Here is a 25,084-nt window from a genome sequence, read left to right on the forward strand (position 1 = left end):
TTTCCTATCCGAATTTAACTTCGACTAAAACATCCGGAAGTATGCCCCTCCAAATAGGGACTGAATCAAAACAGATGCACTACCCGTGTATGCTAAAGCGAATTGCTGTAGTACAGGTAAAGCCTCAATTTGCTTTTCAATAGAGGGGGTGTCGATGAATATGGTCTGTGCTAATACAAGAGGTGCACAGATAACCACCACCCACAAACCAACATCAATCCATCTAAACGTTTTGCTGCTCTTGTTGTTAAAACAGAATACTTTGATCAAGGAAGCTAATAATGATCGCGTATTTAACACAATACAAATAGCTGAAAAAAACAAAGCCACAAAAGGAATGATAAAAATGCGCCCAACAGTCTCCATCAGTTCTGGGTCCCGGTTACTGTACCCTGCCGAGTACTTTGTTTTGAGATTATTGGGTACAACATCCTTATAGTGGCGATAGAATGACTCTATCGTGAGATTCAGACGCAATGGTTTTTCACTCGCAAAGATATCGATCTCTTCGTTGATCTTCTTAATCACATCTGGACTGCTTAAAGGAGAGTCAAGGTGCTTCACTGCGACAGAAACGCCATATAGTGACCTTATCCTTTTTTGTTTTTCTCTATTCAACTCGCTTTGGTACTTTGCCATCAACTTATCGGTAAACTCTTTTCGCCCTTTTGTTGGATGCCATTGAGCTGACATACGGACGCCTGATTTCTTGAAAATCTCTTCTTTGATTCGTTCGGTGATCTTTGCATGCCCCAACCTTCTCACGTAGCGGTTATAGTTCGAGACCACTTTTCTATACTCGGCATCCACTTTGTTTTTAAATGGTCTTTCCGCATTTCGAGCATATCGATTATATTGTTCTAGAACAGAAAGGACTGAGCTGCTGACCTTGCGGTAGTTGTCATAATAGAAAGGTAGGTTGGATCTAAACTCACTTTCATAAATTGGCAACCAATAGTCAGTTTTGAGTCTAGCATTGTCATTGTATTGCTTTGCTTGATTGATCACGATAGGCGTAAGCAACGCTATCTGAACATTCGTTACCTTATCATCAACGCTATTGGTTTTTAAAAAGCGTACATTGTTGGCATAGGATTTTTGGATCATATAGGCACGATAATGACGAGCTTGTTCAGCTTCCCCTCTTGAGTCGAGGTAGGTATCGACAAAGATTTTCTGACCATAGTAAGTCGCACTGAAAACACACATGATGAGTAGGCATACCTGCCATTTCCCACGTTCTTTTCTTCCTAGTGCAAATTGCTTAAACGCCAGGATAGACATGCCAATACCAGATAGCGTCCTTCCGTAAAACTCTATGTCTTCTATAGTATGCACACCATCAAAGCGAATCGCGTGCAGCAAGCTTAAAAAGAAGCTCGTTTCTAATGCTAAATAAGCACCGGAAATAATAAGCATTGAATACGCGATGGACTGTCTCGACATGTGACCTCTCTAACAATTGGAATCAAGAACCATGTGAAGCCTATTTATCAAAAGTAAAAAGCTTCTTCTTGATTCATATCGTAATTGGAGATGCAAGACGAAATCCGTCCGAGTGACAAGACAGAAAATAAGATCTAGACAAAAACTAAGACACAGTACTGAGGCCGATTGGAACACCAATATTAAGTAAATATTTGAATGTGATCTGAAAAATGAATGGCACTATTTTGTTCACCTATTACAAGCCAGACGATGCCTTTCCACTGTCAAAAAAGGCCATTCGCTGCTATTAAGTTTTCCTAAAATCACGCGGAGCATACACCCTGTAAACTGTCGAACAATACGCTCAAATTTCGATGCACTACAGCTATTCCAAATTTTCGAGGTCTCCAAGTGTACGGATCATAGGGAGCAAAATTGGTGATATGGAGCGAGTCGCGTTGTATAACACCTCTTCAACATTTGATTGACTCTCATTTTCCGCACTTTTTAATAGTGCTACTCCGATCAAAGCAAGTGCCGACTGATACTGCATCTCTATTAATCTCTCTTTACCACTCGGACAATGTTTTTGCTCATATTTTAGATACAAGTTATCAGCATTATAGAAAAAGTCGTAGGAATCAGCATCATAAACAGCTCTAAGAGCACTATGTTCATCAAAATCATGCTGAGACCAGTTTTCTTTCTTTACAGGTTTAGGGATTGGTATACCTAAAGAAGGTTGAGTTTGAGCGCTTTCACCCTTTTTTTCATCTCTTGATAGTTTCCTAGGTGAGCTTGAACCGCCGCTAGTTTCTTCTATTTCCGATGTTATGATGAGGTATATTGAATGATTAAAGGTAGCATGTCTCGAGGCATCGGATACTTCGACAGTTAAGAAAAGCCTCTGACCAATGGATACAGTATCAGAAGTATTCAAAAATAACGTGGCTACACCATTCCATAAATTTACAGAATAATTGATCTTAGTATCATCACAAGTAACCATGAGAGAGCCAGGATCGTTACTGCGACTAAAGTATTCATTTTCAGCATCTGTGTGAAATCTTATCTTACACCCAGAGTTGTGGCCACATAGCTTTGGGCTTTCCGCAGGAAACTCCTTATCTAAAGTGAAAAATGTGGGAAATTTCAGGCCTTGGTATGCTTGAACTTGCCCCTCTTTCACATCAGAGAAAGGGTCCGTTAACTGCTCACCAAACCTAAATACTTTTGACAGCATTGGATTTGCGTTGAATAAGCTACGTAAAATTTTGTTAATCGGTTTGCTGTCAGCTATCTGGTCTTCTATAGCTTGTTTCTTGCGCTTTTCTTGTAATCGTTTCAAGCCGCTATGATTTGAAATAAGATATTCGAGTTGACTCTCCAATCGCGCTTTAACATTACCAGCACGCAGCCTATCTCGACTATTCATAAATAGAAGCTCTCTCAAACGACTACTTGCAATGCTAGAACAGTCAACAACAACCAATATGTCTTTCACTAAATAGCCTAGGCCGATACTTTTCCGTTTGAAAAAATCACTTTTCAAAGCGCCATGAGTTTGCCCATTTATCGTCATGACGATCCCTTCATTCTTGGCATAGTTTTCCTTCTTTCCGGCCTTAAAAGCGAAGATAGAGACGGGCAAAACTATATCATCTATTGTGATTTCACCTGAGGATGGATATCCAGTCTCTAAGTTGTTCTTTCTATCATTAGCCAACCGAGACAGCAAACCCATTAGGTTTACTTCCATGCTATGACCAACATAACCATCCCTTCGCTCATAAAGCCGTATAGGTAGCGTTGCATTCGGCATGAGAAAAGAGAGCCGATAATTCAGATCAAACAAAATGTTTGTACGATATGATGCACCGATATTGTAATCATAAACCTTAATATATGTGCCATAAGCCATTGATCTAGCGTAATTGTCGGGATACCTAACTCCTGGAAGAATCCGTAAACTTTCTGCATCAAAGGTGATAATCTCTCCATTCGGAGCCAAGTATTGGTAGGATGAGGACTTCATATCGTCATGTGGGTCTTCTCTTCGTACGATAGTAACACCCCACCTCTCTCCATCAGTGAGTCCATTTCGGGCTGCTGGGTGCTTTCTACTGACAATGAGTTGTAAGTTTCTGTTTCCACTGAACTCCAACACACCTGTAGAGCCCATGTTAAATCGACCTTGCACACAATGAATTCGAATTTTATTTGACGCAGTTAATGAGAGAAAAGTATCTGGGAATTGAGATGGAGACTGACCAATTCCAAGATCAAAGAACGAGTAACATGGGTTGCTTCGACTTCCTGACGCAACCATTCCGATTTTATCAGCCAAAAGCTGCCTATTTTTTTTGGATAGAGTATTTAGATCGCCATTTTTTATGCCAAAAAATCGTTCTTGTGCCTGACATACTGTCTTGGGCGCACAGGGCCCTTCTGGATCAACACCATATTCTGCACACTTAGCTAAAAGCATAGCATCACCGCAATTTACGAGTTTTTCAACAATAGCAGCATCAGGTGAGTCCTGCTGATTACCTATATCTGAATAGTTACTTTCTTTACCACCGTAATACCTCCAGGAAGATGAATCGCTCCAAAGACCTGCTTCAGTCAATACCGTAATAACTTCCTCTTCACTTTCTGAGCCGACTAGTGCCAAGCACAGTTCGCGATGGGTATCATTATCTAAAGTACTCATAACTCAATCCTTCAATGAAAAATGAGCTCTATCAGACTTCATCCCTGCTCTAAATTTGGCCTTTAACTCTCTGAGTTCTCCTTCTAACACTTTGATAATTTTGTCTACATCTTCTGGTGTATATGCATAGTTGTTTTTGTTAGAAAGATTACCAATGAGTTGTAAGTCTTTGATTGCTCTAGTCACTCTTTTCTCAGCAAGCTCCACAAACTTATCTTTTTTGTCTCTATTTACCATAACTGTCGAAATTAGACTGTTTGATTAAAAAATAGAAACAAGAACTACATTTGTCAAATGTAGTTCTTTATTTCAAAAAATTGTACTACACACACATATTAAAATCAGTAAAATCAGTTGATTATGATTAATTTATAGCACATAGACATTCAAAAGAATAAATCAGACTCTTAGCCTATTAAAATAGGCCAAGAGTTAACAAAATTAAATTGTTTATATTCAACATTTTATCTCATCCGTGACTTTTCCAGATACTTTAATACCTCTATATTAGGTTTTAAGTGACCATGTTTTGGCTGTTTACTATGACAATCGACACAAAGTGACATCAGATTAGCCGGGTGATTATTAGATTTCACCCCATCAATATGATGAGTGTGAAGTAACTCCTTCCTATGTTTGAGCTGCACTCCACACTCTTCACAACAGTGATCTTTGCTTAGTTTGTAAATTTCACTGATAGTCTTCCAGTCATCTGAGTATGAAAAATTACTAACGTCAGCATGCCTAAGCGGCAAGTACTCATCAGGGAAGCAATGTTGCTCTTTTAGAAACTGAGTAAGGTCAAATTCAATTTGGACTCGTTTCTTTTCCTCTTTGGTGCCTGCTTTAATATATGGAGTATACTTGAGTTTACGGAGACAGTTACCACACACAATCAAGGCACTATACCCCTCGTTGCCTTGATCATCGCATACAGGCATCTTTCCTTCTACGTATCGCATTGCAACAAAGCGCCCAAATCGCTTATCAGTCTTTTCATCTTGAAGAGTTTTACAATCTGTCAAATGGTACTTTGTCGCTCCATTGACTGGAGCGTATATAGCTAAAGACAAATCGGCTTGCTCCTTGATGTAAACAATTACACCATGCCCATCATAGCTTAGAAGGCTATTATTGAGCGAGACTTCTTGTTCAAAATCCATTACCAAATTTGGCGTCTCTCGATACCTTTTATATCTACCATAGTCTAATTCTCTTAAGACAATTTCAATTACTCGCTCTCGTTTTGATACATATCTTTCAATCAAACCATTAAACTTTGTCAAATCCACATTAAGCATTAATTCGATTCCAAAATGTCTTTCATGATTATTTCCGAGTCTGCTATCACTCGAAAAGAAATTCTTCTAGAACGTTCTTTATCCTCTTTATCTTTATCTATATCAAAATAAATTAGCTTAGAGGGTCCATAACCTATTGCTGCTAGCTTTTCTTTAAACCAATAAAGGTGACGTTCTAAAACTAATTCTAACTTCATAACGTGACTAAAAAGGTTATTAGCTCGTCTTTGAGATAGAGCCATGTTCATTTTATAAGCATACAACTCGGAGTCACCATCATTCCATTCTGTCGATGTGTGGCCCTCGATTTGAATTGCTTGGATATCTCTCTCATACTGCTCTAAAACATTCAAGTAACGTGGGAAAAAGTCATTTAGAACATCTCTGAGTGTCTCTGGTAGTTCTGATTTGCCTGTTTCAAACTTGTATATGTTCGCATTAAAATCAATGACGAGCGGCCTTTTTTCATCAAAACTAACATGCCAACGTTCAAAGTCAGATAGAAATTCCTCAGCTAACGCACGATGAATCTCTAGCTGTTTTTCACTAACTTTAACTGCAAGGCGTTCAATTGCGCGCTTCTCCATATCAGTCCGGTTCATCAAAGCGACACTAATCAATAAAAAAATCACCATCAAACCGGCCATCAGATCGGTTACAGAAAGCCAATGCCCCTCTTCTGAAGTTGTTGCTTGGTTTTGAAACAATTGCCCATGCATTACTAGCTCGCCTTATCCAAACTGTCTGAAATTTCTATTCGTTCCATTTCCTCGGCTAAACGACTGTAAATAGTGCAAAACTCTTCCGTTATTTGCACTAAACCACTCCCTAGATCATTGAGAACTCCCTCCAATTCTGTCTTAATGTTCTGCTGAAAAACACTAGAACTCTCAATAAGCTTGCTTTCAATTGTTTTTTGAATTTGGAGTGAGCCTTTCATCTGTAGGTTCATACTATCTTCCATTCGCTTATCAATGACATCATGTGCTTGAGTGAGCAGAGCACTACTTTTGTCAATTTGCTCTTGATGCTTCTCAATTAGGTTTTTGTTTACCTGTTGCAAAGTTGTCGAGATATCATTGACCTCATCTTTTGTTCCGTTTAGCAAGCTGTTTAATCGAGCTTCTAACTGACCAATGGAGTCTTCCAAAGTTGTCTTAATCTTGTCCGAAGATGCCGCCAAATGGTTAGTCATAGATTCAATTTGACCGGAAGCATTGCTTAAATCACCTCCTATACCATCCGTTGCTTCAACCAACTTATCACTTAGCACCAAAGCTTTTTCTTGGAGTTCAGATGATACTTTGAGAACTCCTTTTTCTAAGCTTTCACAGGTATTAAGAATCGATTTATCAACGCGTTGACAAAGAGCATCAAGTTGATTCTGAATTTCTGGCATTGCATTTACGGCCTGATCTCGCATACGACTGAAAGCCTCTAGCCGTTGATCCAGGTCATCAACCTGCTGCTTCCAGGAATCAGTTGTACTACTAAGTTTACCCATTGCATTTGGTATAGCCTCAGTGTGTAAGCTAATAATACCTAAGCTCTGTTCTGTCGCTGTCACACTCTCAACAGCATGTTCGAACGCATTGGTCAGCTGTTCAACTTGAAGCATATATTGCTTCTGCCAATCCAGCATCTTGGCCACCGATTTATCCAAACGTTGGAAATTTGAACCGAACTGTCCCATTAAGCCTTGATTGAACCCTTCGATAGAGCTTCGCAGCGATTCTGCGATCTGATGGGACGTCTGTGATGAGACGGAAGATGCAAATTGATGTATTTCTTGTGTTAGATTCTCGATATTTTCATTGCTTTGGCTATTGCCTGCTGAAGTTACCATTCCCACTGCTTTAACTTCCTCAATGAGAGCATCAAATAGTTCTTTATTTTCTTTACGCTGGCAGCTCGCTTGGCTGTTGAGCCTTTCCAAATTGTACTTTTGTGAGGATAAAACCGTTAACATCTGTCCCGGTGTTACGCTTGAAAGCGTTTTTTGATGCTCTGGAAGCCACTTTAGCCTGAATATGATAGAAAAAGCCATACCAAAAATACTTGACCAGAATGCCAATGTTAAACCACTCAGTAGGGTTGATATGCTATTGTTTAAATCATTTGGATCAAAGTTTAAGAGTCCCAACGCTATACCAAGAAAGGTAAAAAGCACACCGCCAGAGGTTAGTAAACTCGGTATCGCTGCAATTTTGTTTGATCTGGGTTCTTTGTTACACAAAAAAATCCCGGCCCCCAGACCAATTGCTAAGGCTAATACTGAAAGTATTAAAATTAAATAGTTCAAGCTTGAGCTAGTTATAAGTCCCATATATACCAACAAATTTGTTAAAAATTATAGTTTCGTTATGTAATTGGTCTACTTTTAAGTCATGATCAGTTTTTTCAAACATAACGCATCAACAGATCGGAAATCTATGTAGTAAACAGCTATTGATTTTAGCTCTAAAGGAGGGGGAAAGTTATTGTAAATAGTCAATTCATCTAACCAAGCGAATAAAAAATGACCTTTTAATACGATATATTTGTATTGGAACCCTGAACTGACCCAAGAACCATGGACACTTCCTAGCCTCATTTTGAGGCTGATTCAAACGCCTCGGGACTCATACCATTGAGGTGCGAATGACGCCTGACTCGATTGTAGAACATTTCGATATAGTCAAACACATCGGCACGCGCCATTTCGCGGGTTTTATAGATTCGTTTCTTTATTTTTTCCTTCTTTAAGCTGCTAAAGAATGATTCGGCAACGGCATTATCCCAACAGTTACCGCGGCGACTCATGCTTGGCTCCAGGTGGTGCTTCATACAGAACTTTTGCCAGTCACTACTGCTGTACTGTGAGCCTTGATCTGAGTGTATTATCACGGAATTTTGGGGCTTTCGTCGCCAGACGGCCATTAATAGAGCATCTAGGACGATTTCTTTAGCAAGGGTCGGCTTCATTGACCACCCGACAACTTTTCTTGAATACAAGTCAAGAACGACTGCAAGGTAAAGCCAGCCTTGCCAGGTACGGATATAGGTAATGTCGGTAACCCAAGCCTTATCGGGTTGGGTGGTCGTGAATTCTCGGTTGAGGTGATTCGGTACAACAATAGAAGGGCGACCATAGCCACCATTTCTGTGTTGCTTATAGCCTCGAACTGCCGCTATCCCTTGGGATTTCATGATCCTATAGACCCGATTTTTTCCGCAGGATTCACCAAGTTCTTTTAGATCAAGAGTGATACGACGATATCCATAAATACCAAAGCTCGCATCATAAGAAGAGCGGATGAGTTTGAGGAGACGTTTATCTTCCTTATCTCTTCGAGACTCAGGTTCGTGCAACCAAGCGTAGTAGCCTGAACGTTCGATCTGAAGTACTCTGCACATGGTTTTGATCTTGAAGGTACGACAATACTCTAGAATGAATTGGTACTTCACTCGGGCAGGCTTGCAAAGTACCTTGCGGCCTTTTTTAAAATATCCCTCTCTTCTTCTGTCTGCCTTAGCTTTCCTTTAAGGCGCAATATTTCCTTCTTAGCCTCGATCAGTTCACTTTCACTTTGGGTATGACTGGTTGGTTTAACCGCTTTGACCCACTTATAAATACTATGTTGAGAGACCCCGAGTCTGTCAGATACTTCAGTTACGGAATACCCTCGTTCAGTCACTAGCTTTACTGCTTCATCTTTAAATTCAGGTGAAAATCTTTGTCTACTCATAATCATTCTCCTATGCAAAAAGAATAGGCAGAAAATGTCTATTGGAGTCGGGTCAGTTCACCCAACGATCGGTATCTATTTGCATGACGAGGCAGCAAAGCGAGTAAGGTTAGAAGTTAATGATACTTTGTGTCGTTACTTTGATATTACCGTGGCAGAGCTAGGTGAAAGGACCTTTGAAGAAACGGGTTAGAGAAAGTAATGTTTATCTAGCGACTTACTAAGGACTAACACAATTTAGCCTTCTAAACAGTCATGGACACCGAAATGGGAGCCCCTAGGCCAAAGAACATTAACTTGAAGATATGCTAGCAAACTAAAGATACGAAAAAAACGCAATAAAGCGCTTATTATGATTTTATGGGAAATTGGAGCGTACACCGGGAATCGAACCCGGATCATCAGCTTGGAAGCATTACACCCACTCAAGTTTTTACAGGCCCTAATTTTCAAATTATTGGTATTTCAATAGCTTAAACAACCAACCCCTATCAAACTTCAATCCCATTTTTCACCATTTTTGATCTATTTTTTTAACTTTGAGCCTCAATTAATGTACACTTATTGTACATTTTATGACTTAAACGAGTGTTTGAAATGTCTCATATTTTGTCGAATCGTTCAAAAAATCGATTAGAATTTTCGATTCATAGAGCTGCCCTAACCGCCTTTTCGTTCTTCCATTCTCGTCACTTTTGGGTGGACAAAGCGGTTATTCAGCAGCCGTCATTGGATGAGATTAATGTCGGTCTCACGCTTCAGGCCATACGCATATCACACAACAAAATCGCCATTATATCCGGATTTGAATCATTCAGTTTTTCATTAACAACGCTGAAGCTCATTGACTGCGAAGTGCTGATTCACGATAAGATGAGTGATGTTGAAGTCGAGAAAAGAGCATGGTTGGCCGTGTTGCGCACAATGCTTTCCTCAATCGACAACAAATCAGCAGAAGACTTTCGTCGAGCACTTAATCAAGAGGCGCCAAACACAATCATTAAATCTCTTTTTAATAAGAATAAATTAAGCCAAAGACAGCTCTCCGCCATAACACACTCTTCGAGAAGTTCTCTCGCTCAGCAAAACGCAAAAGCACAACCCCAAAAAACGCTCTCTGATGAAGAGCCTTCCATTTTTGAGCGACTGTTACAGGAGAAAAAACGCGATGCTTGAAGGTGTAAAAGAGCGATTTAAACATAAGAATATCGAGCGTTTTTTGAGGAAACTCTTCCCATTCGACGAAAGTCACAATGCCCTTATTGCGACCGAAGTCATTCGGCTATGTGCAATCATCAGAGAAGAATACCGAGGCGAGTTCTCTGAAATACCCTTTCTTGTTTCAGAAGCTAAAAAAGTACAGCGCCCTCCGGCTTCGGCAAGTTTACACGACATTGTCATTTCAATTTCGAATAGTAAAAAGCTCGGTGTCCACTATCTACCCGCGTTCTTGTCATCTAACCTGTTACTGACCTCCTATGACCACAACAAATTCGACCAATATAAAGCCCTGACTTTTTTGTCCGTGGCGCGCCTTTCATTTATTGGCACACATCAATCTAAAGTCGAAGCAATCTGTCATGACGTAAGGTTATTTGCCAATGGTAAACGAGAAACAATGGCTGCTTACTTGCCAGACATTCAGCAGCTCAATTTTCACCAGCTTGTAGAAGCGTTTCAAACTCTTGTTGATGAAGATAATGAAGATCGTCCCCCGAAACAAATGGTCGACAAACTTAATCACTATCGCCGACCTTATGAATCTACTTTAAACTACTCGGACGGCTACACCCGTAATGCAACGGGTAGTGAGTTCAAAAAGAGTGGTCGACTTGAACGAGGTGAACTCAAAACACTCGATGACGATGGAGAGGACGGATTATTTGAGCTAACACAGTTCAACGAACGCCCTAAATCAACAAATCATAGTTGGCAAAAAGAAGACCACCACGGTGAAAGTAGTCGATCAACAAGTATCGTTAGCAGCTATACCCATACTCAACCGGACTATGCAGCTGGGGCCTTGCATGCTCGCGCCATTCAAGCTCGTATTGAAAAGAAAGACATGAGTCTTGCTTGCGACATAGACAGCGCGACAACTTATGAAATAGGTGCATTGGTTCGCTATTGCACGCATCAAATCAGCACCAAATCAGAAACCTTGACGGAAGCCAAATTACTGCTTGTTATGCTATTTAGCGGCAGTACCTGCAGCCAAGCAAAAAAGCTGAAAAGCAAGCGTATCTCAGGCCGAACGCCTGTCGGTTTTTGCCGAAAGCACAAGCTGCCCTCTCAAAAACAGCGTGCGGAACTGCTCTCCCTTCTTACAAAAACCACGGAAGAGTTTTGGTTACCTTTACCACAATTTGTGTGTCAAAAGTTAAATAGCCTTACTTTCAATGGTGTGGAAGAAGCACAGTTAAAGGAGTTTCTCAGTCACATCAATAAGCATCATGGTACGTATTTGACACTGAGGAAAATTTCATCCTATCTTAGACAGAAGCTGTCGCATGATAATGTTGACTCGACCATTATTGCTTTGCTCGCAGGTGAACCGATTAACACCACACCTGCTGTTTTTTATCTCCACCTTTCTAATGAATACCTACTTGAAACATACAACCGTTATTTGGACTTTCTATCACGCTTAGCCCTAGATCCCTCCGCGTTAACTCTGTTCGATGAGATCCCCAGCTCTTCATCGCTTGGCTCACCCCTATTTATTGAAGCGGACGTCTTGTCTTCATTATTTTCGTACCTTAAGCCAAAGCTGAACTCCAAGCGGCAAAAGGATGAAAGCTTCCACAACGACATCACGATTTACACCCAGCTTGTTCTAGCAATTGCATCAGGCTATCGCCCTGTCACTGGTTGGTTTGGAAAAATTACGCACCTTTCAATGCAAACTGGAGATTATTGGATTTCAGACAAAGAGTCTGGTATCGGTGATAATAGCCGCATCATCAAGCTTCCAGAAATCGCGATTAAAATCCTCGACTACTATTTGAGCTATTGCAAGCGACGAGTGTTACAGCTTGCCAACACTCAACCGGAACTTTCGCTCGAATATAAACGTCTACTCACAGGTGAGACGCATCTCTTTTTCTACTTAAGAGAAGGCCATTATGAACCGTGTACACCATCAAACTACGCTTTTTTTATTGACTCAATCTTCCCTCTCCAAGCTAACTGGGCACGACATCACGTTCGATCACTATTAACTCAAAAGGGCGTTGACCCCTCGGTAATTAACGCCTGGATGGGGCATATGAATCAGTCTAAGCGCAGTTTTCACGAGTTTAGTACGCTCACCAGGAAACATATGGTGACGGTTTCAAATATCCTTAACGAACATCTGTTAGATATTGGCGTGGAGGCTAAATATGACTGAGATTGGCGTCGAGGCTCGCCGTAAAAATCGACTTAACCAAATAGAGCGAGTCAATCAAAAAGCACAACAAGTATTCGACAAATATTTCCCGAACCCAGTCATAGCCCCGAAGCCAGAGCGCTTTTATGAAAAATGGGCAAAGTTCATTGATGAAATCACCAACACATTTGGACGAATTGGCGATTACCGATACGCTTTTAACGTCGGTGTAAAAAACGTCCTCAGTAATCAAAAACTCCACAATTGGAAGGTTTCCCCTCCAAGTTACATTGTCACTAAAAAATCACCCAAGCCACAACGTACGCTTGACTGGATGCAGAATGCTTGGAAAAACTATGAATTTTATCAACATTGGTACTTCGGCGAGCTACTGAAGTCTCCCGCTCAATCTAAAGAACACGCTTTTCGGAATTTAATCCTTTCGCTCATCTATCATAGTGGTCAAGCGAATCCGGAAGTTGTTGACGCCTTCCAACGATCAATTGCCAGCTCAAACGTCAAAGTGCATCATTGGAATAGCTTGCCTTTTACTAGCGTGATCATTGACTCGAAACGGTTTAACACCAATGTTGATATCGCGGGAAATAAAGTCACCCAATTTCATTGCTACCTTCACCCTATTACACTTGGTTTACTGCGTTTGTGGAAACGGTGGCGGCGTCATAGCTGGCAGGCGCCTAAAGATAGAGGCGAGTTGGGCACCATATTGACAAGAAATCAATGTGACCTGACTTTCAGTCAGCTTTGCCAAACCTCGGTGTACGTGGCAGAAAACCAATCTGATTTAACAATCAGCCAGGCACTCATTGAATACCAAGTGAGCAAAACAAAATCTTATGGACTTCCGACGAGCAATCTTGCCCGTTTGATTCACCCGTTAGTCTATCCATTGACAGATATTGAATTTTCATCAGACTCGGCCGCCTCAGATGCAGAGCTTAGAACGAATAATGCGAAGCAAAAGTCACAACACATTGAACTTTTTGACAAACTAAAAACTTGTTTGCGCCCCGATGGAACACTCAAATCAGTGAGCAAAGCAACACTCAAGCAAAGCTTAGAGACATTAATAGCGGAAGTATCGAGTGATGAAGCAATAAACCAACGCTTACTCATCCAATGGTATCGCCATAAGCTAGACACTTGCAGTGTCGGCACCTTAAAAGCATACCATTCAAGCCTGACACGCAAGTGGCTTTACCTCTGCGAAAGATATCAGCTGGATTCACTAAACGGTGAAGAACTAGAACAAATCTATAAGCAAACCATCGACAACCACACGACAGACAAGTCGAAGAAGTACTTTGCAGGTCGGCTTAAAGACTTACACGCCTTTGCTGTGGAAGCCAATGTGCTTATGCCTATTTCGAGTGACTATTTACACACAGACCCTACTCAAGCCCATACTCGCGCCGCGTATATCGATGAAGCACTATTCACAGGCCTACTTGACGGTATATCTTCTTATGGGGGGCTAAATGAAGCCGATGAGCTGTGCCTTCAATCTATGTGTATCCTCTCCTATCGATGTGGTCTAAGACTTAATGAAATGACCAAGTTACGAATCAAGGACATTGAGCCTTCCAAAATTGGCTGGCTCTCGATTCGAGATAATCACCTTGGCCAAAACAAAACCGCAGCGAGTTTGCGCAAAGTACCGCTCTACCCAATGTTGCTTGAACACGAAACGCAAATCCTCAACGATTATTATCATATCAAGAAGGCTCAACTACTTGGACAAAACCACCCCTTCTTTTCGCTCGGTGCCGATGCAAAGTTACCAATCGATAGCTTTCGAGTGTCTATGGTCGTTGGGGAACTACTCAAGTCACTGTCCCAGTTGGACTACTTTGTGTTTCACCACCTTCGACATAGCTGCTTGAGCAGACTGCAACTTATCATGGAAATAGATGACTTAAGCTCACTTCCCAAACAGTTATCCCCATACGATATAAGTCAGATCGAGAAAATCAAAGACATCGTGTTCGGACGATCTGCTATGAATGGATACGATGTCATTGCCGCTATGGCGGGCCATGAGTCACCAGGGATGACATTTGAGTATTATTTCCATTTTTCTGACTGGATCGTTGCTCAAAAACTGAAAGATATCGACTTTTCTCTTCCTCAAGCTGCGATGAGCCAAGTGGGGTTGCTACCTCAAAGGGTCCCTCTAGAGAAAAGACATAAACGATATGCCCTACCCTACTTGATGAAAACGCTCGCTATTCAAGAGCTATCAACAAACATAGATAATGGTATTGTACCCACGCTCTATATTGAAGAACATAAAGAAGTCCATTCCTTTCCGATTTGCCAAAGTGCTTTAGAGCTTTATCAGCAAGGTTTTAGTCATGAAGATGTTTGTTCGAGGTTAAGAATCACCGAGGCAACACTCAATAAATGGATCAGCAATGCCAAACACATTAAAGCATTATCCACTGAGTCGGCTGGTCAACAATACTCCCGTCATTTCTCTAATGCCCGCTCGACGAAACTTCTGCCCTCAGCACTCAAAACTGAAATTGAAATCAAAACGCAAAATCAATACATAAAAGATCTAAAAGAACACCACCAGCAACACCATGAAGCTATCGTAGATACCGTTGCGTATGCCCTTAAGCACGCTAGTGTTTCTCGCTCAGGCATCCATTTCAATTCACCCATAGAGTTGAGTAAATTTCTGGAGACAACCCACTTATTTATCCCTAAGTCGCACTGGCGCGCGGCAACGCAGTACCTCGATAGCAGCATAAATAAAGCGGAGTGGCTCGATGCCCTCAAAGGTATTAAAACGTACAAGGAGAGGAAACCATTAGGTCGTAGTAAAAAAGCACAGGGGGCGGTTAGATTGGAATTAATACACCCTAGCTCACGAATAAACAACAAGCGAAATACTAAACAATCATCCCCACTTTTGCTGCATTTGTTCCATATGATGGGTATTATGATGATGAATCTAAATAGTGGGGATAAGTCTACAAATTAAACACTAAAGATTAAACAATCTCTGAAACATTTTTGGACATTCATCAGTTACGAATCGAGTGCGATTAATGAACAAACATTACCTGAATTTTGGCATGTTAATGTCTACTTCAAGGCACATACCCACCCAAAAGTTCATAGGTATTTTTTGATGGTTTATTCCTAGTCACTTAATTTTTGTACTGGGATTGTTTGTACTACAGTTTGAAGTTCTTCCCCTGACTCAATAGTTGAGAGGCTGTATGTCTATGGCTCAACTCCTTCAGGCTGAGAAGTAACTTAATACTAACTCAGCCTAAACGCATACCTAACGTCAGAAGTGCAACTACAGTAAGTGCTTCCACTAATAAGTTATAGATTCAAGACCACCAGAATTGGCAAACATGAAAGCACTAGCGCTCTTCAGGAAAAACTTATCTGCAAACTTTCACTTAGTCTTCGGTAATAAACTCTACGTTCTCACCACCAAGTCACAATTAGACAATGTATATTCGAAATGGTGTTCCCTTTCATTCCTTAGAATGCAAACTTTGATAGTGTCCCCTACCCAATTAGCACTCTCAAGTAAGGCCGTCTGCTTTGAACTCAAGTCATGTAAAACGACTGCTCTAAGCTTTGTGCTATTCGAACGGATCAGAGAATATGCAAGGTCCGAGGTTGCGGGATTATCTGGCGCATACCCAGTCAACACATCCACATCACCATCAGTGATCACGTGCTGATGATAGTCCGCTTGCCCTTCGATCTCATAGCCTTGTGTAAAACTGCGTTGAGCTTCAACCAAGTGTGTCTCTGTCATGCGGGCTAATGCACCTTCAAGAGGGTTATCAATGGCAACACGCTGTTCATTATCTTTATGCTTGCCACGGACATGATAGGTCAAATCTAACTGCTGTTGGTGAGGGTTACCAATCACATTAAGCTCAAGTGCTAAATCGCCAAGCCACAACATAGTGCGACGGAACGTAACCTCTTTGTAAGCCGCAGAATCCCACTGAACAATGGTATGGCTATCGACCGTAGCTTCAGGTTGCGACCAATCAGCGAGTGTATCCACCAAGGTAAAATCGTCTCCTTGTTGATAGCTCAACAACGTTGGGTCGATCGGTGATTGGTTTTGCTGATTCACAACCAACGTATTGTGTGTCGCGGTATTCTTGTAGTAGCCGTAATGCAGCTCGGCACCGTAGCCTGTCGTACCCAAGTCAGGCAGGATCTCTTGACCATCACGAGTTAAAATAAGCCCTAGGCGATCGTAATGATCGTGCTCACCACCATATGGGGCGTGTTTAAGCAGCATGGCATTATCGCGAGCCTTATCGAGTTCAATCGTGACACCCACTTCTGGGCAATGGGTTGACTGGCATTTAAGTGGCTGCGCATGAGGCAACTCATCGACACCATAAAGCAGCGCATCGATATTGTCTCGACTGATATTTTGATAAATGCTTGCTAGAGCGCTTGCAAACTCATCACAAGGATGCTGCTTGTAGGCGAACTCAAACAGATGTGCATGAGTCAGCTTCTCTTGCCCCGCGATGCAGTCATTCAAGCGTGGGAAATCCCCCGTGTTAAGTACCAGCTGTAGCGGGTACTTCATCATTTTCAGATAATTAGGATTCGATGCCACCGAGTATGGCGTGTTACACGCCATTTTTTCGAAGTTTTGTAGTGCTTGCAGTGCGTAGTAGTGGTAGTGAATTGAGCCCTCAAACCACATGCCATCACCAATTGCGCCATGATTAAGTTGGTAGTGAATACCGTAATCTGTGTTTAGGGCAAAATCTAAATACTGCTGCTCATCCAAAATCAAACCGATCACACCAATAGTCGCATTGATCTTCATTTCATGGTTATGTAACTGGTCGGTACGGTGTTCAATAAGGAAATCTGCCCCTTCACGCAATAGGCGTACCTCGATTTTTTCTTGCTCTTCCGCTGTGAGTGCTGATTTGATGAAATCGTAGCCACGAGCGAGATCGATATGGCAATTAGCCTCACACAGCGTCTGAGCATTTGCTTTACCCGGGCCATTGTAAGGAATGCCGCCATGCACTTCATAGTCAGGGTAGTAAGTGGCGTAAGCTAACAGGATCTCACGAACTTTTTCGAGATAAACAGGTTCATCCGTCAAGTGCCAAAGCAGACCAAGGTCATAACACGCTTTTGCGTTAAGACCATTCAACCAGCGCCACCAAGCACCGTCATACGGCTCTCCAGTGAACTCTTTTCCATCAATCGGGCAGCAATGAGATTCTGGTTTGTTTCTATCCCAAGTCAAACGCACGCCGTGCTCTGGGCAGAAGTAATAAAGGTTCCACGTCGCTCGCCCATCAACAGGAACCAACACGTCGTTGTTTAGGACCACTTCGTTATTCTTTATGAGTGCTTCAATGGTTGACGCGGTTTGCATTTTTGTTTAATCGCCGCCATTTCTTGGGCTGTAAACTGTAACATCTTGATTAACTCCCCTAATTAGGCGATTTGATTGAAGTTGAAATAGCGCTCTGCATTTTTGTAGCAGATGTTCTCAATGGTTTGCTTGAGTAGGGTTTCATCGTGCGGGATTTCACCCTCTTCCACCCATTTGGCCAACAAGTTACATAGCACTCGACGGAAATACTCATGACGACTGAATGAAAAGACATTGCGTGAGTCTGTTAGCATGCCGACAAAACGGCCCAACGCACCCAAGTTTTTCAGCGTGGTCAATTGCGCTTCCATGCCATCCTTGTGATCGTTAAACCACCATGCTGCGCCAAATTGGATTTTACCCGCGGAGCTATCACTATCTTGGAACGCGCCGGCCATACAGCTTAAGATGGCATTATGGTTCGGATTTAAGTTATATAGCACTGTATTTGGCAGGGCTTCTTGCTTATCTAAGGCACTGAGTAGCTGAGCTAAGTTCTCTGCAATTCGACGATCATTGATAACACTGAAACCTGTGCCTCCTCCCAAGGTTTGTTTACGGCGTTCATTGACATTGACCAGCACACCAATATGAATTTGCATGCTCCAACCGTACTTGTGGTAACAACGGCCTAGTTCAACAAATAGGCGAGTTTTAAGTTGCGTAACTTCACGCTCAGTCAAAGGCTCGCCTTGTAGTGCTTTGAAAAACAGGCGTTCAGCCTCTTGTTCGTCGCACGCAGCAAAATCAACGGTAGTAAGGCCAAGGTCGGATAATCGACACCCTAAACGATGGAAGTTCTCAATGCGCGCTTCGATAGCCGCAACAAAGTTTTTAAAGGTTGTGGAAGGTATTGTCGTTACGGTATGTAATCTATCAATCAACTCATTGAGTGCGCGTGAATCATTGAACACAAACAACTCATCAGCACGAAATGTCGGCAACACTTGCACATCAAAATCAGATTCAGCCAAAGCTGCATGATACTGAAGGTGACTCAATGGTGAGTCAGTTGTGCATAGAGTCTTAACTTTTAAGTCTTTGAGAACTTCACGAGTGCTGTTCTTTCCTTCCTGAAGCTGAGAATTACAGTGCTGCCAAATCTCTTTGCAATTCTCTGGGTTTAGCAATAAATCGCAATCAAAGAAACGCTTCAATTCTAAATGTGACCATTGATAAAGCGGATTACCCAGTAAGTAAGGCATCGACTCACACCACTGAGCAAACTTGTCATTGTCTGGGGCATTACCAGTAATAAAGTGCTCATTGATACCATTACTACGCATTGCTCGCCAAACATAGTGGTCACTGTGCAGCCAAGCTTCTGCGAGATTTGCATGCTGAGTATCTTGCCAAATATCTTTTGCATCTAAATGATTGTGATAGTCAATAATTGGTAGATCTGCAGCGTATGTATGAAACAGCTTCTGTGCTAAATCAGAGTTCAGTAAGAAGTTGTCGTGAATATAACTTTTTTGTTCCATTGCGCGTTTCTCGAGAGTACTTAGGCAGACGTTAATCTCGCCTGACTAATCACTCTATTTGATACAAAGGCCACCCAAAACTGAGTGGCCAAATTCATCGTTAATCGTGGTTAGCTTTGAGCTTGTGCTTTAAGCTGAGGAGTCACATTTGCACTCTTAAGAAGTAGAGCTCCAACTGTTAGAACAACGCCGCCACAGAATACGAAGGCCATACGTCCCCAGAATGGGTTAGGAATAAGAACCATTGCCATAACAAGCGCACCGAAGACAAGGATCAAGCGCCCGAGCATACTGCGTTGTTGACGATCGAACTCATCTTGACCTTCTTCTTCAATAACTGGAGTCGCAACATCTGACCAAAATTCAGTGATCTCTTCAGCGCGCTCACCTTGCGGCTCTTTGTAGAATTTCGTGGTTAGACAGAAGAAACCACCCGTAATAAATAAGTGACCAATAATGCCGTTCATTACAAGAAGGTCTGAGGCCTCACGAGAAGTAAACCCACCCTCTAGGCCAATCATATTCGCAATGACATCTGGAGTGATGACGAAACTCACCAAGTAAGAAACACCAATACCAACAACTAGCGTTGCCCAAGCAGCCCAATCCGGTGTCTTTTTAACAAACATACCGAAGAATAGTGGAACCAAGATAGGCATCTGCAGAAGAGTACTTACGAACATCATCGCATCGAACAGGCTCAAATCACGTAGTGAGTTAATGAACAACGCCACCATAATAATAAGTATGCCGAATACAGAGGTAACGAGTTGACTCACACGCATCAGTTTTTTCTCTGATGCATTCTTGTTAATGATCGGGCTATAGAAGTTGCGAACAAAAACACCAGCGTTACGGTTCAGGCCTGAGTCCATCGATGACATCGTTGCTGCAAACACAGCAGACATAAGTAGACCTACCATACCTACTGGCATCGCACGCTCTACAAACACGAGATATACTGCATCCGCTGCTTTACCACCCAAAGCGTCTGCGTGCGCAGAGATTGCATCTGGGTAAATGATTGCAGATACCCAAGGTGGCGCAAACCAAATGGCAGGGCCAATTAACATAAGTGCAAATGCTAATAGTGCCGCCTTACGCGCGTTTACAGAATCTTTAGCCGTCAGGAATCGGTAAGAGTCCTGCATGTTGTTGATATTTTGTAGCTGCTTAACAAACATGAAGATGAACCATGCTACAAACAGTAACGGATAATTCATCTCTGGACCCATAATTGAGTCTGCTGGGAACTGCTCAATAAGGTTGCTCGGACCACCAATTTTTACGATAGCAGCAACAGCACACACAACCGTAACCGCCATAATCACAACCATCTGAACGAAGTCTGAAGCAACAACGCCCCACGAACCACCAATAACAGAGATGAACAGAACGATAAGACCCGTCACCACGATCGTCAATTCGATATCAATCTTAAAAACAGCACTTACAAATAGTGCTAATCCGTTTAGCCAAATACCGGTATAAACGATACTGGTTGGCATGGTTGCCCAAGTAAACACCTGTTCATTCGTCGCTCCAAAACGTCGGCGCACACCTTCAACGGGTGTGACTACACGCATTTGGCGGAAGCGGTACGAGAAGAACAACCAAGAAAGTAGGAAGCCAAACGCATTTGCTACAAAAATGGTCATAATGGGAAAACCATCCGTGAAAGCTTTACCAGCAGCACCAGTAAACGTCCATGCACTGAACTGTGTCATGAATGCTGTTGCACCCACCATCCACCAAAGCATCTTACCGCCGCCACGGAAATAGTCGCTAGTAGAGTTTCCAGCAAAACGTTTGAATATCAATCCAACCGCGATCATGAAAACAAAATAGACTCCAACTACGAGTATATCTATGTTCATTATGTTACCTCAGGCATATTTAAAATGATAATTAGGTTTTTATAAACCAATGGTTCAATAATAATTTGATAGTACAAAAATACCAGCCACTGACACGTAAAATGTGATCAATGAAACGATGTTTTAGATATTTTTATTTGAATTTTAAGCTTGTATGACTGATGCACTTCCCGAGCATCTAGCGGAATTTAGGCCCAAAAAAAGCACCAACCTAAAAGGAAGGTGCAAATCAGTTTCCCAATAAACTGTAGAGCCAAACCTCGTAGCAATGAAGCCATTAACACTGCTACAAGGTGTAGTAAATTAGTCGATTAGTGACTTAACATACTCAGCAATTTCACTCACTTGGCAGTTAGCGAAGAAACATTCTTGGAATTGTGCACCACCAACTGCTTGCTTAACTAGCTCTTGATCAATTGCCTGTAGAGAAGCAACTACATCTTTACATACACCAGCTTTTACTTCATTTAGGATCTTAGCGTTAGCTTGCTGAGGAACAACACGCTCAACTGGGTAGCCTTCACCACGATTACCAGTAAATGCTTTTTCGAAGATGTAACGAACGTTGAGTTCACCTGCCCAACCAAAGCCTTTAGCAAACGCTAGAGACAATGCGTTACCGTTGTTGATTTGGTTAAATAGGAACGCATCAGATGGCTCAAGGCAGTAACCACAAACTACACCAGGGTGAAGGTTGCTTGCCATTAGCGCACCTTGACCTGTACCACAACCCGTCACAATGAAATCAACGGCTTTAGAGTTAAGTAGAAGACTTGCCTGGATACCAAGGTGGATGTACGTTAGATGGTGATCATTCTCATCAGTCATACCAACGTTGAAAACTTCGTGGCCAAGGCCACCTGCAACTGTATTTAGTTCTGCTGCAACCATTGCATTTTTCGCTGCTTGGCTGTTTTCCATAGTTAGTGCAATTTTCATTTGATACTCCTGCGGTTTCCCGCAATTAGTTGATTCTTCGATAAATAATTTTAAACAAAGTCTTTACGCATTGGCGTAAAGTTGTCAATTAGTGTGCCCGCTTCTAAACAGACGCATCCATGTTCAATATTTGGCTCTTTATACATGGTGTCGCCAGCTTCAACGACTTTTGTTTCATCACCGATAGTGAATTCAAACTTACCCGACAGTACATAAGTCAATTGCTCATGCGGATGGCTGTGCATCGCGCCAATGGCACCAGACTCAAAATGCACTTCTACTGCCATCATGTTGTCATTGTGAGCCAAAACTTTACGTGAAATACCTTCACCCAAGTCCTCTAGTGTGATGTCTTTGTTGTATACAAACATGGTTCGTTATTCTCTTGTTTATCCGTTGTAGCTCGCGCTTTTCGTTGATCAGCAATTAATCGGAACGTGGTGGTCAAGTTAACGCTGATTAACGTCATTTCAAGCAGAGTACCACCAATAGATCCTACAATAATGTTATTGACCAACCAGCAAAATGCGCCAACCAAAAAGCCCAATCTCATTTTGATACCTTTTAGACAGAACACACTATAGGTGCCTATCGCGGTACCCAAAAAGGGCCAAATGTCATGGTAGGACTCTATTAGGTAAAATCCACCCAACGCACTCAAAGCGATAAATCCAAAGGCGACCACTAGTGACGATACATAAATCGCCGTCGCTGTCCTCAACACTGATAAAGCGGAGCTAGCGACTGAGACTAGTGAGCCTAATAGGAAATAGTGAATAAGGTGGTTAATGTGGAATACCATCATCAGGATCTTTAACTTACGATCATCCTTTTGATAAAAAGTCGTCACACCCAAAGCTAGGCTAACAAAACCCAGTACTTGAGCGATGAACATATTCTCCATAACCACCTCTTAGAAACTTCTTAAGAAGGATTAACGTGACAACCAACCACCATCAACAGCTACTGTGTAACCGTTGATGTAGTTTGATGCATTTGATGCTAGGAATACACAAGGACCCGCTAGATCTTCAGGTGTGCCCCAACGTGCTGCTGGAATACGGTCTAGAATCTCTTTGTTACGTTGCTCATCAGCACGCAATGCCGCTGTGTTATTTGTTGCCATGTAACCTGGTGCAATCGCATTCACGTTAATACCGTGGCTTGCCCACTCGTTCGCCATTAGACGAGTCACACCCATTACACCACTCTTAGAAGCAGTATAAGAAGGTACACGGATACCACCTTGGAATGAAAGCATAGATGCGATGTTGATGATCTTACCACCTTCACCCTGAGCAATCATTTGCTTTGCAACTGCTTGAGACATGAAAAACACAGACTTAACGTTGATGTTCATTACGTCATCCCAGTCTTGCTCAGAGAAATCAATTGCATCGTTACGACGAATGATACCTGCATTGTTAACAAGAACGTCGATACGACCTAGTTCAGTCACTGCTTGATCAACAATTGAAGGGATGTCGTCAAGTTGCATTAGGTTTGCACGGATATCGACAAACTTGCGACCTGTTTCTTTCATTTTTTCAATCGTTTCTGTTGGCTCTACGATGTTTACACCAACAATATCACAACCTGCATTAGCAAGGCCTAGCGCCATGCCTTGACCAAGACCAGTGTCACAACCAGTCACAATCGCAACTTTACCTTCTAGATTAAATGAATCAAGAATCATGTTCGTTCCTTTAAAAGCTAATATTTCGTGTTTGCTTATGATGGCAACCCATCGGATGAAACAAACTATATGTTTTTTAAAACCACATTTCAATTATTTTTAAAACGACCTTTCATTTTATTGATCGAGATCTCTCTTTTGTACGACAAGAGCGGGATGGGTTTCAAATTTTTAAAATCCTTTTTTAAAATACGTGGAAGCGCACAATCTGATGGGTATAATACTCATATCGCGAATTTGAATAATGGTAATTTAATGGAAAAATCTACGCAGCCAGAAGCGGTTTCATCGGTTCTTAAGGTCTTCAACATTCTGCAAGCTCTTGGTGAACAAAAGGAAATTGGTGTATCTGATCTTTCTCAGCGCCTGATGATGTCTAAAGCTACGACGTACCGTTTTCTGCAAACAATGAAAACGTTAGGTTATGTCACACAGGAAGGCGAAGCAGATAAGTACTCCCTCACCCTCAAACTATTTGAGCTCGGTGCTAAATCTTTAGAGTATGTCGATCTGATTGAACTAGCAGATAAAGAAATGAAAATCATTTCTGAGCTAACGAATGAAACAGTTCACCTGGGTGCGCTTGATGAAGACTCGATCATTTATATCCACAAAATAGATTCAAGCTATAACCTTCGTATGCATTCAAGAGTCGGTCGTCGTAATCCTCTTCACACAACAGCAATTGGCAAAGTACTACTTGCTGAACGAGAAGACTCTTTTGTACGAAACACTCTATCTCGTATAGAGTTTGTAAAGAGTACTGATCGCACTCATGAAAATGCTGAGCAATTAATTGCAGAACTAAAATTGGTTAAAGACCAACACTTTGGGGAAGACAACGAAGAGCAAGAACCAGGGCTAAGATGTCTGGCAGCACCAGTTTATGACCGTTTTGGTACGGTGATAGCGGGAGTCTCAATCTCATTTCCGACAGTTCGCTTTGATGAAAAGCGTATGTCTTACTACATTGATCTTCTTCATAAAGCAGGGCGCAACATCTCTGAACAGTTGGGATACAAAAACTACCCTGTTCAATAAATACACCATTTTTAAGAGCAGCATTCTGTGCTGCTTTTTTTGGAACCAAATTCATTAGTGAAACATCGTTTTATTCTGGAGTCTA

Annotated in this window: 18 protein-coding genes and 1 pseudogene; 5 read left to right on the top strand and 14 right to left on the bottom strand. The window is 41.8% G+C overall.

The window, feature by feature from the left end; all coding sequences use genetic code 11:
* Nucleotides 1-24: 24 nt before the first annotated feature.
* The 7 genes from GT360_RS17825 to GT360_RS17855 form a co-directional block, all read right to left on the bottom strand.
* Nucleotides 25-1,446 (bottom strand): hypothetical protein, encoded by a 1,422-nt coding sequence (locus GT360_RS17825; protein WP_164650303.1) that lies wholly within the window; start codon nucleotides 1,444-1,446, stop codon nucleotides 25-27.
* Between the two features lie 367 nt (nucleotides 1,447-1,813).
* The gene (locus GT360_RS17830; protein ID WP_164650304.1) at nucleotides 1,814-4,141 is read right to left on the bottom strand and encodes a hypothetical protein; all 2,328 of its coding nucleotides are present in this window, start codon (nucleotides 4,139-4,141) and stop codon (nucleotides 1,814-1,816) included.
* A gap of 3 nt (nucleotides 4,142-4,144) precedes the next feature.
* On the bottom strand, nucleotides 4,145-4,378 hold the full coding sequence (locus GT360_RS17835) for a hypothetical protein (protein ID WP_164650305.1): 234 nt from the start codon (nucleotides 4,376-4,378) through the stop codon (nucleotides 4,145-4,147).
* Between the two features lie 227 nt (nucleotides 4,379-4,605).
* The gene (locus GT360_RS17840) at nucleotides 4,606-5,442 is read right to left on the bottom strand and encodes an HNH endonuclease (RefSeq protein ID WP_164650306.1); all 837 of its coding nucleotides are present in this window, start codon (nucleotides 5,440-5,442) and stop codon (nucleotides 4,606-4,608) included.
* A complete protein-coding gene (locus tag GT360_RS17845; RefSeq protein WP_164650307.1) occupies nucleotides 5,442-6,161 on the bottom strand; it encodes an OmpA family protein in 720 nt (239 codons plus the stop codon). The genes GT360_RS17840 and GT360_RS17845 overlap by 1 nt, the downstream gene beginning before the upstream one ends.
* Nucleotides 6,162-6,163: 2 nt before the next feature.
* Nucleotides 6,164-7,768 (bottom strand): hypothetical protein, encoded by a 1,605-nt coding sequence (locus GT360_RS17850; protein ID WP_164650308.1) that lies wholly within the window; start codon nucleotides 7,766-7,768, stop codon nucleotides 6,164-6,166.
* 263 nt (nucleotides 7,769-8,031) lie between these two features.
* Nucleotides 8,032-9,170, bottom strand: a protein-coding gene (locus GT360_RS17855) for an IS3 family transposase (RefSeq protein ID WP_164650309.1) whose coding sequence is annotated in 2 segments (ribosomal slippage) — nucleotides 8,032-8,912 and nucleotides 8,912-9,170 — 1,140 coding nt in all. Because the reading frame shifts where the segments join, the coding sequence is not laid out codon by codon here.
* 34 nt (nucleotides 9,171-9,204) lie between these two features.
* On the opposite strand from GT360_RS17855, the gene GT360_RS17860 reads away from it, so the two are divergent.
* The 4 genes from GT360_RS17860 to GT360_RS17875 all read left to right on the top strand — a co-directional run bounded on the left by GT360_RS17860 (nucleotide 9,205) and on the right by GT360_RS17875 (nucleotide 15,550).
* Complete coding sequence (locus GT360_RS17860) at nucleotides 9,205-9,363, top strand: helix-turn-helix domain-containing protein (RefSeq protein ID WP_164650310.1); 159 nt, start codon at nucleotides 9,205-9,207, stop codon at nucleotides 9,361-9,363.
* A 404-nt stretch (nucleotides 9,364-9,767) separates the two neighbouring features.
* Nucleotides 9,768-10,346 (top strand): hypothetical protein, encoded by a 579-nt coding sequence (locus GT360_RS17865; RefSeq protein ID WP_164650311.1) that lies wholly within the window; start codon nucleotides 9,768-9,770, stop codon nucleotides 10,344-10,346.
* Nucleotides 10,339-12,561 (top strand): integrase, encoded by a 2,223-nt coding sequence (locus GT360_RS17870; protein ID WP_164650312.1) that lies wholly within the window; start codon nucleotides 10,339-10,341, stop codon nucleotides 12,559-12,561. The genes GT360_RS17865 and GT360_RS17870 overlap by 8 nt, the downstream gene beginning before the upstream one ends.
* Nucleotides 12,554-15,550: a tyrosine-type recombinase/integrase gene (locus GT360_RS17875; protein WP_164650313.1), complete on the top strand. Its 2,997-nt coding sequence runs from the start codon at nucleotides 12,554-12,556 to the stop codon at nucleotides 15,548-15,550. The genes GT360_RS17870 and GT360_RS17875 overlap by 8 nt, the downstream gene beginning before the upstream one ends.
* Before the next feature lie 450 nt (nucleotides 15,551-16,000).
* On the opposite strand, the pseudogene GT360_RS17880 reads toward GT360_RS17875, so the two are convergent.
* From GT360_RS17880 to kduD, 7 genes and pseudogenes are all read right to left on the bottom strand, one after another.
* Nucleotides 16,001-18,006 (bottom strand): annotated as a pseudogene (locus GT360_RS17880) (heparinase II/III domain-containing protein).
* 18 nt (nucleotides 18,007-18,024) lie between these two features.
* Nucleotides 18,025-19,446 carry a glucuronate isomerase gene (gene uxaC, locus GT360_RS17885; RefSeq protein WP_164650314.1) on the bottom strand — a complete coding sequence of 474 codons (1,422 nt, stop codon included), beginning with the start codon at nucleotides 19,444-19,446 and terminating at the stop codon, nucleotides 18,025-18,027.
* A gap of 110 nt (nucleotides 19,447-19,556) precedes the next feature.
* Nucleotides 19,557-21,323 (bottom strand): sodium:solute symporter family protein, encoded by a 1,767-nt coding sequence (locus tag GT360_RS17890; RefSeq protein ID WP_164650315.1) that lies wholly within the window; start codon nucleotides 21,321-21,323, stop codon nucleotides 19,557-19,559.
* A gap of 303 nt (nucleotides 21,324-21,626) precedes the next feature.
* Nucleotides 21,627-22,262, bottom strand: a complete 636-nt coding sequence (locus GT360_RS17895; protein WP_164650316.1) for an RpiB/LacA/LacB family sugar-phosphate isomerase — start codon at nucleotides 22,260-22,262, stop codon at nucleotides 21,627-21,629.
* Nucleotides 22,263-22,312: 50 nt separating this feature from the next.
* Nucleotides 22,313-22,633: a cupin domain-containing protein gene (locus GT360_RS17900; RefSeq protein WP_164650317.1), complete on the bottom strand. Its 321-nt coding sequence runs from the start codon at nucleotides 22,631-22,633 to the stop codon at nucleotides 22,313-22,315.
* Nucleotides 22,603-23,166 (bottom strand): YgjV family protein, encoded by a 564-nt coding sequence (locus GT360_RS17905; protein ID WP_164650318.1) that lies wholly within the window; start codon nucleotides 23,164-23,166, stop codon nucleotides 22,603-22,605. The genes GT360_RS17900 and GT360_RS17905 overlap by 31 nt, the downstream gene beginning before the upstream one ends.
* Before the next feature lie 30 nt (nucleotides 23,167-23,196).
* Nucleotides 23,197-23,958: a 2-dehydro-3-deoxy-D-gluconate 5-dehydrogenase KduD gene (gene kduD, locus GT360_RS17910; RefSeq protein ID WP_164650319.1), complete on the bottom strand. Its 762-nt coding sequence runs from the start codon at nucleotides 23,956-23,958 to the stop codon at nucleotides 23,197-23,199.
* Nucleotides 23,959-24,213: 255 nt separating this feature from the next.
* Here kduD and kdgR point away from each other — a divergent pair, with 255 nt between their 5' ends.
* Complete coding sequence (gene kdgR, locus GT360_RS17915) at nucleotides 24,214-24,999, top strand: DNA-binding transcriptional regulator KdgR (RefSeq protein WP_164650320.1); 786 nt, start codon at nucleotides 24,214-24,216, stop codon at nucleotides 24,997-24,999.
* Nucleotides 25,000-25,084: the final 85 nt, after the last annotated feature.

This window comes from Vibrio astriarenae (assembly GCF_010587385.1).
In the GTDB taxonomy this organism is placed as follows: domain Bacteria; phylum Pseudomonadota; class Gammaproteobacteria; order Enterobacterales; family Vibrionaceae; genus Vibrio; species Vibrio astriarenae.

Excerpts from the sequence above, each read along its gene's own strand:
- GT360_RS17825 (WP_164650303.1), bottom strand. The coding sequence starts at position 1,446 with ATGTCGAGACAGTCCATCGCGTATTCAATGCTTATTATTTCCGGTGCT.
- GT360_RS17830 (WP_164650304.1), bottom strand. The coding sequence starts at position 4,141 with ATGAGTACTTTAGATAATGATACCCATCGCGAACTGTGCTTGGCACTA.
- GT360_RS17835 (WP_164650305.1), bottom strand. The coding sequence starts at position 4,378 with ATGGTAAATAGAGACAAAAAAGATAAGTTTGTGGAGCTTGCTGAGAAA.
- GT360_RS17840 (WP_164650306.1), bottom strand. The coding sequence starts at position 5,442 with ATGCTTAATGTGGATTTGACAAAGTTTAATGGTTTGATTGAAAGATAT.
- GT360_RS17845 (WP_164650307.1), bottom strand. The coding sequence starts at position 6,161 with ATGCATGGGCAATTGTTTCAAAACCAAGCAACAACTTCAGAAGAGGGG.
- GT360_RS17850 (WP_164650308.1), bottom strand. The coding sequence starts at position 7,768 with ATGGGACTTATAACTAGCTCAAGCTTGAACTATTTAATTTTAATACTT.
- GT360_RS17860 (WP_164650310.1), top strand. The coding sequence starts at position 9,205 with ATGTCTATTGGAGTCGGGTCAGTTCACCCAACGATCGGTATCTATTTG.
- GT360_RS17865 (WP_164650311.1), top strand. The coding sequence starts at position 9,768 with ATGTCTCATATTTTGTCGAATCGTTCAAAAAATCGATTAGAATTTTCG.
- GT360_RS17870 (WP_164650312.1), top strand. The coding sequence starts at position 10,339 with ATGCTTGAAGGTGTAAAAGAGCGATTTAAACATAAGAATATCGAGCGT.
- GT360_RS17875 (WP_164650313.1), top strand. The coding sequence starts at position 12,554 with ATGACTGAGATTGGCGTCGAGGCTCGCCGTAAAAATCGACTTAACCAA.
- uxaC (WP_164650314.1), bottom strand. The coding sequence starts at position 19,446 with ATGGAACAAAAAAGTTATATTCACGACAACTTCTTACTGAACTCTGAT.
- GT360_RS17890 (WP_164650315.1), bottom strand. The coding sequence starts at position 21,323 with ATGAACATAGATATACTCGTAGTTGGAGTCTATTTTGTTTTCATGATC.
- GT360_RS17895 (WP_164650316.1), bottom strand. The coding sequence starts at position 22,262 with ATGAAAATTGCACTAACTATGGAAAACAGCCAAGCAGCGAAAAATGCA.
- GT360_RS17900 (WP_164650317.1), bottom strand. The coding sequence starts at position 22,633 with ATGTTTGTATACAACAAAGACATCACACTAGAGGACTTGGGTGAAGGT.
- GT360_RS17905 (WP_164650318.1), bottom strand. The coding sequence starts at position 23,166 with ATGGAGAATATGTTCATCGCTCAAGTACTGGGTTTTGTTAGCCTAGCT.
- kduD (WP_164650319.1), bottom strand. The coding sequence starts at position 23,958 with ATGATTCTTGATTCATTTAATCTAGAAGGTAAAGTTGCGATTGTGACT.
- kdgR (WP_164650320.1), top strand. The coding sequence starts at position 24,214 with ATGGAAAAATCTACGCAGCCAGAAGCGGTTTCATCGGTTCTTAAGGTC.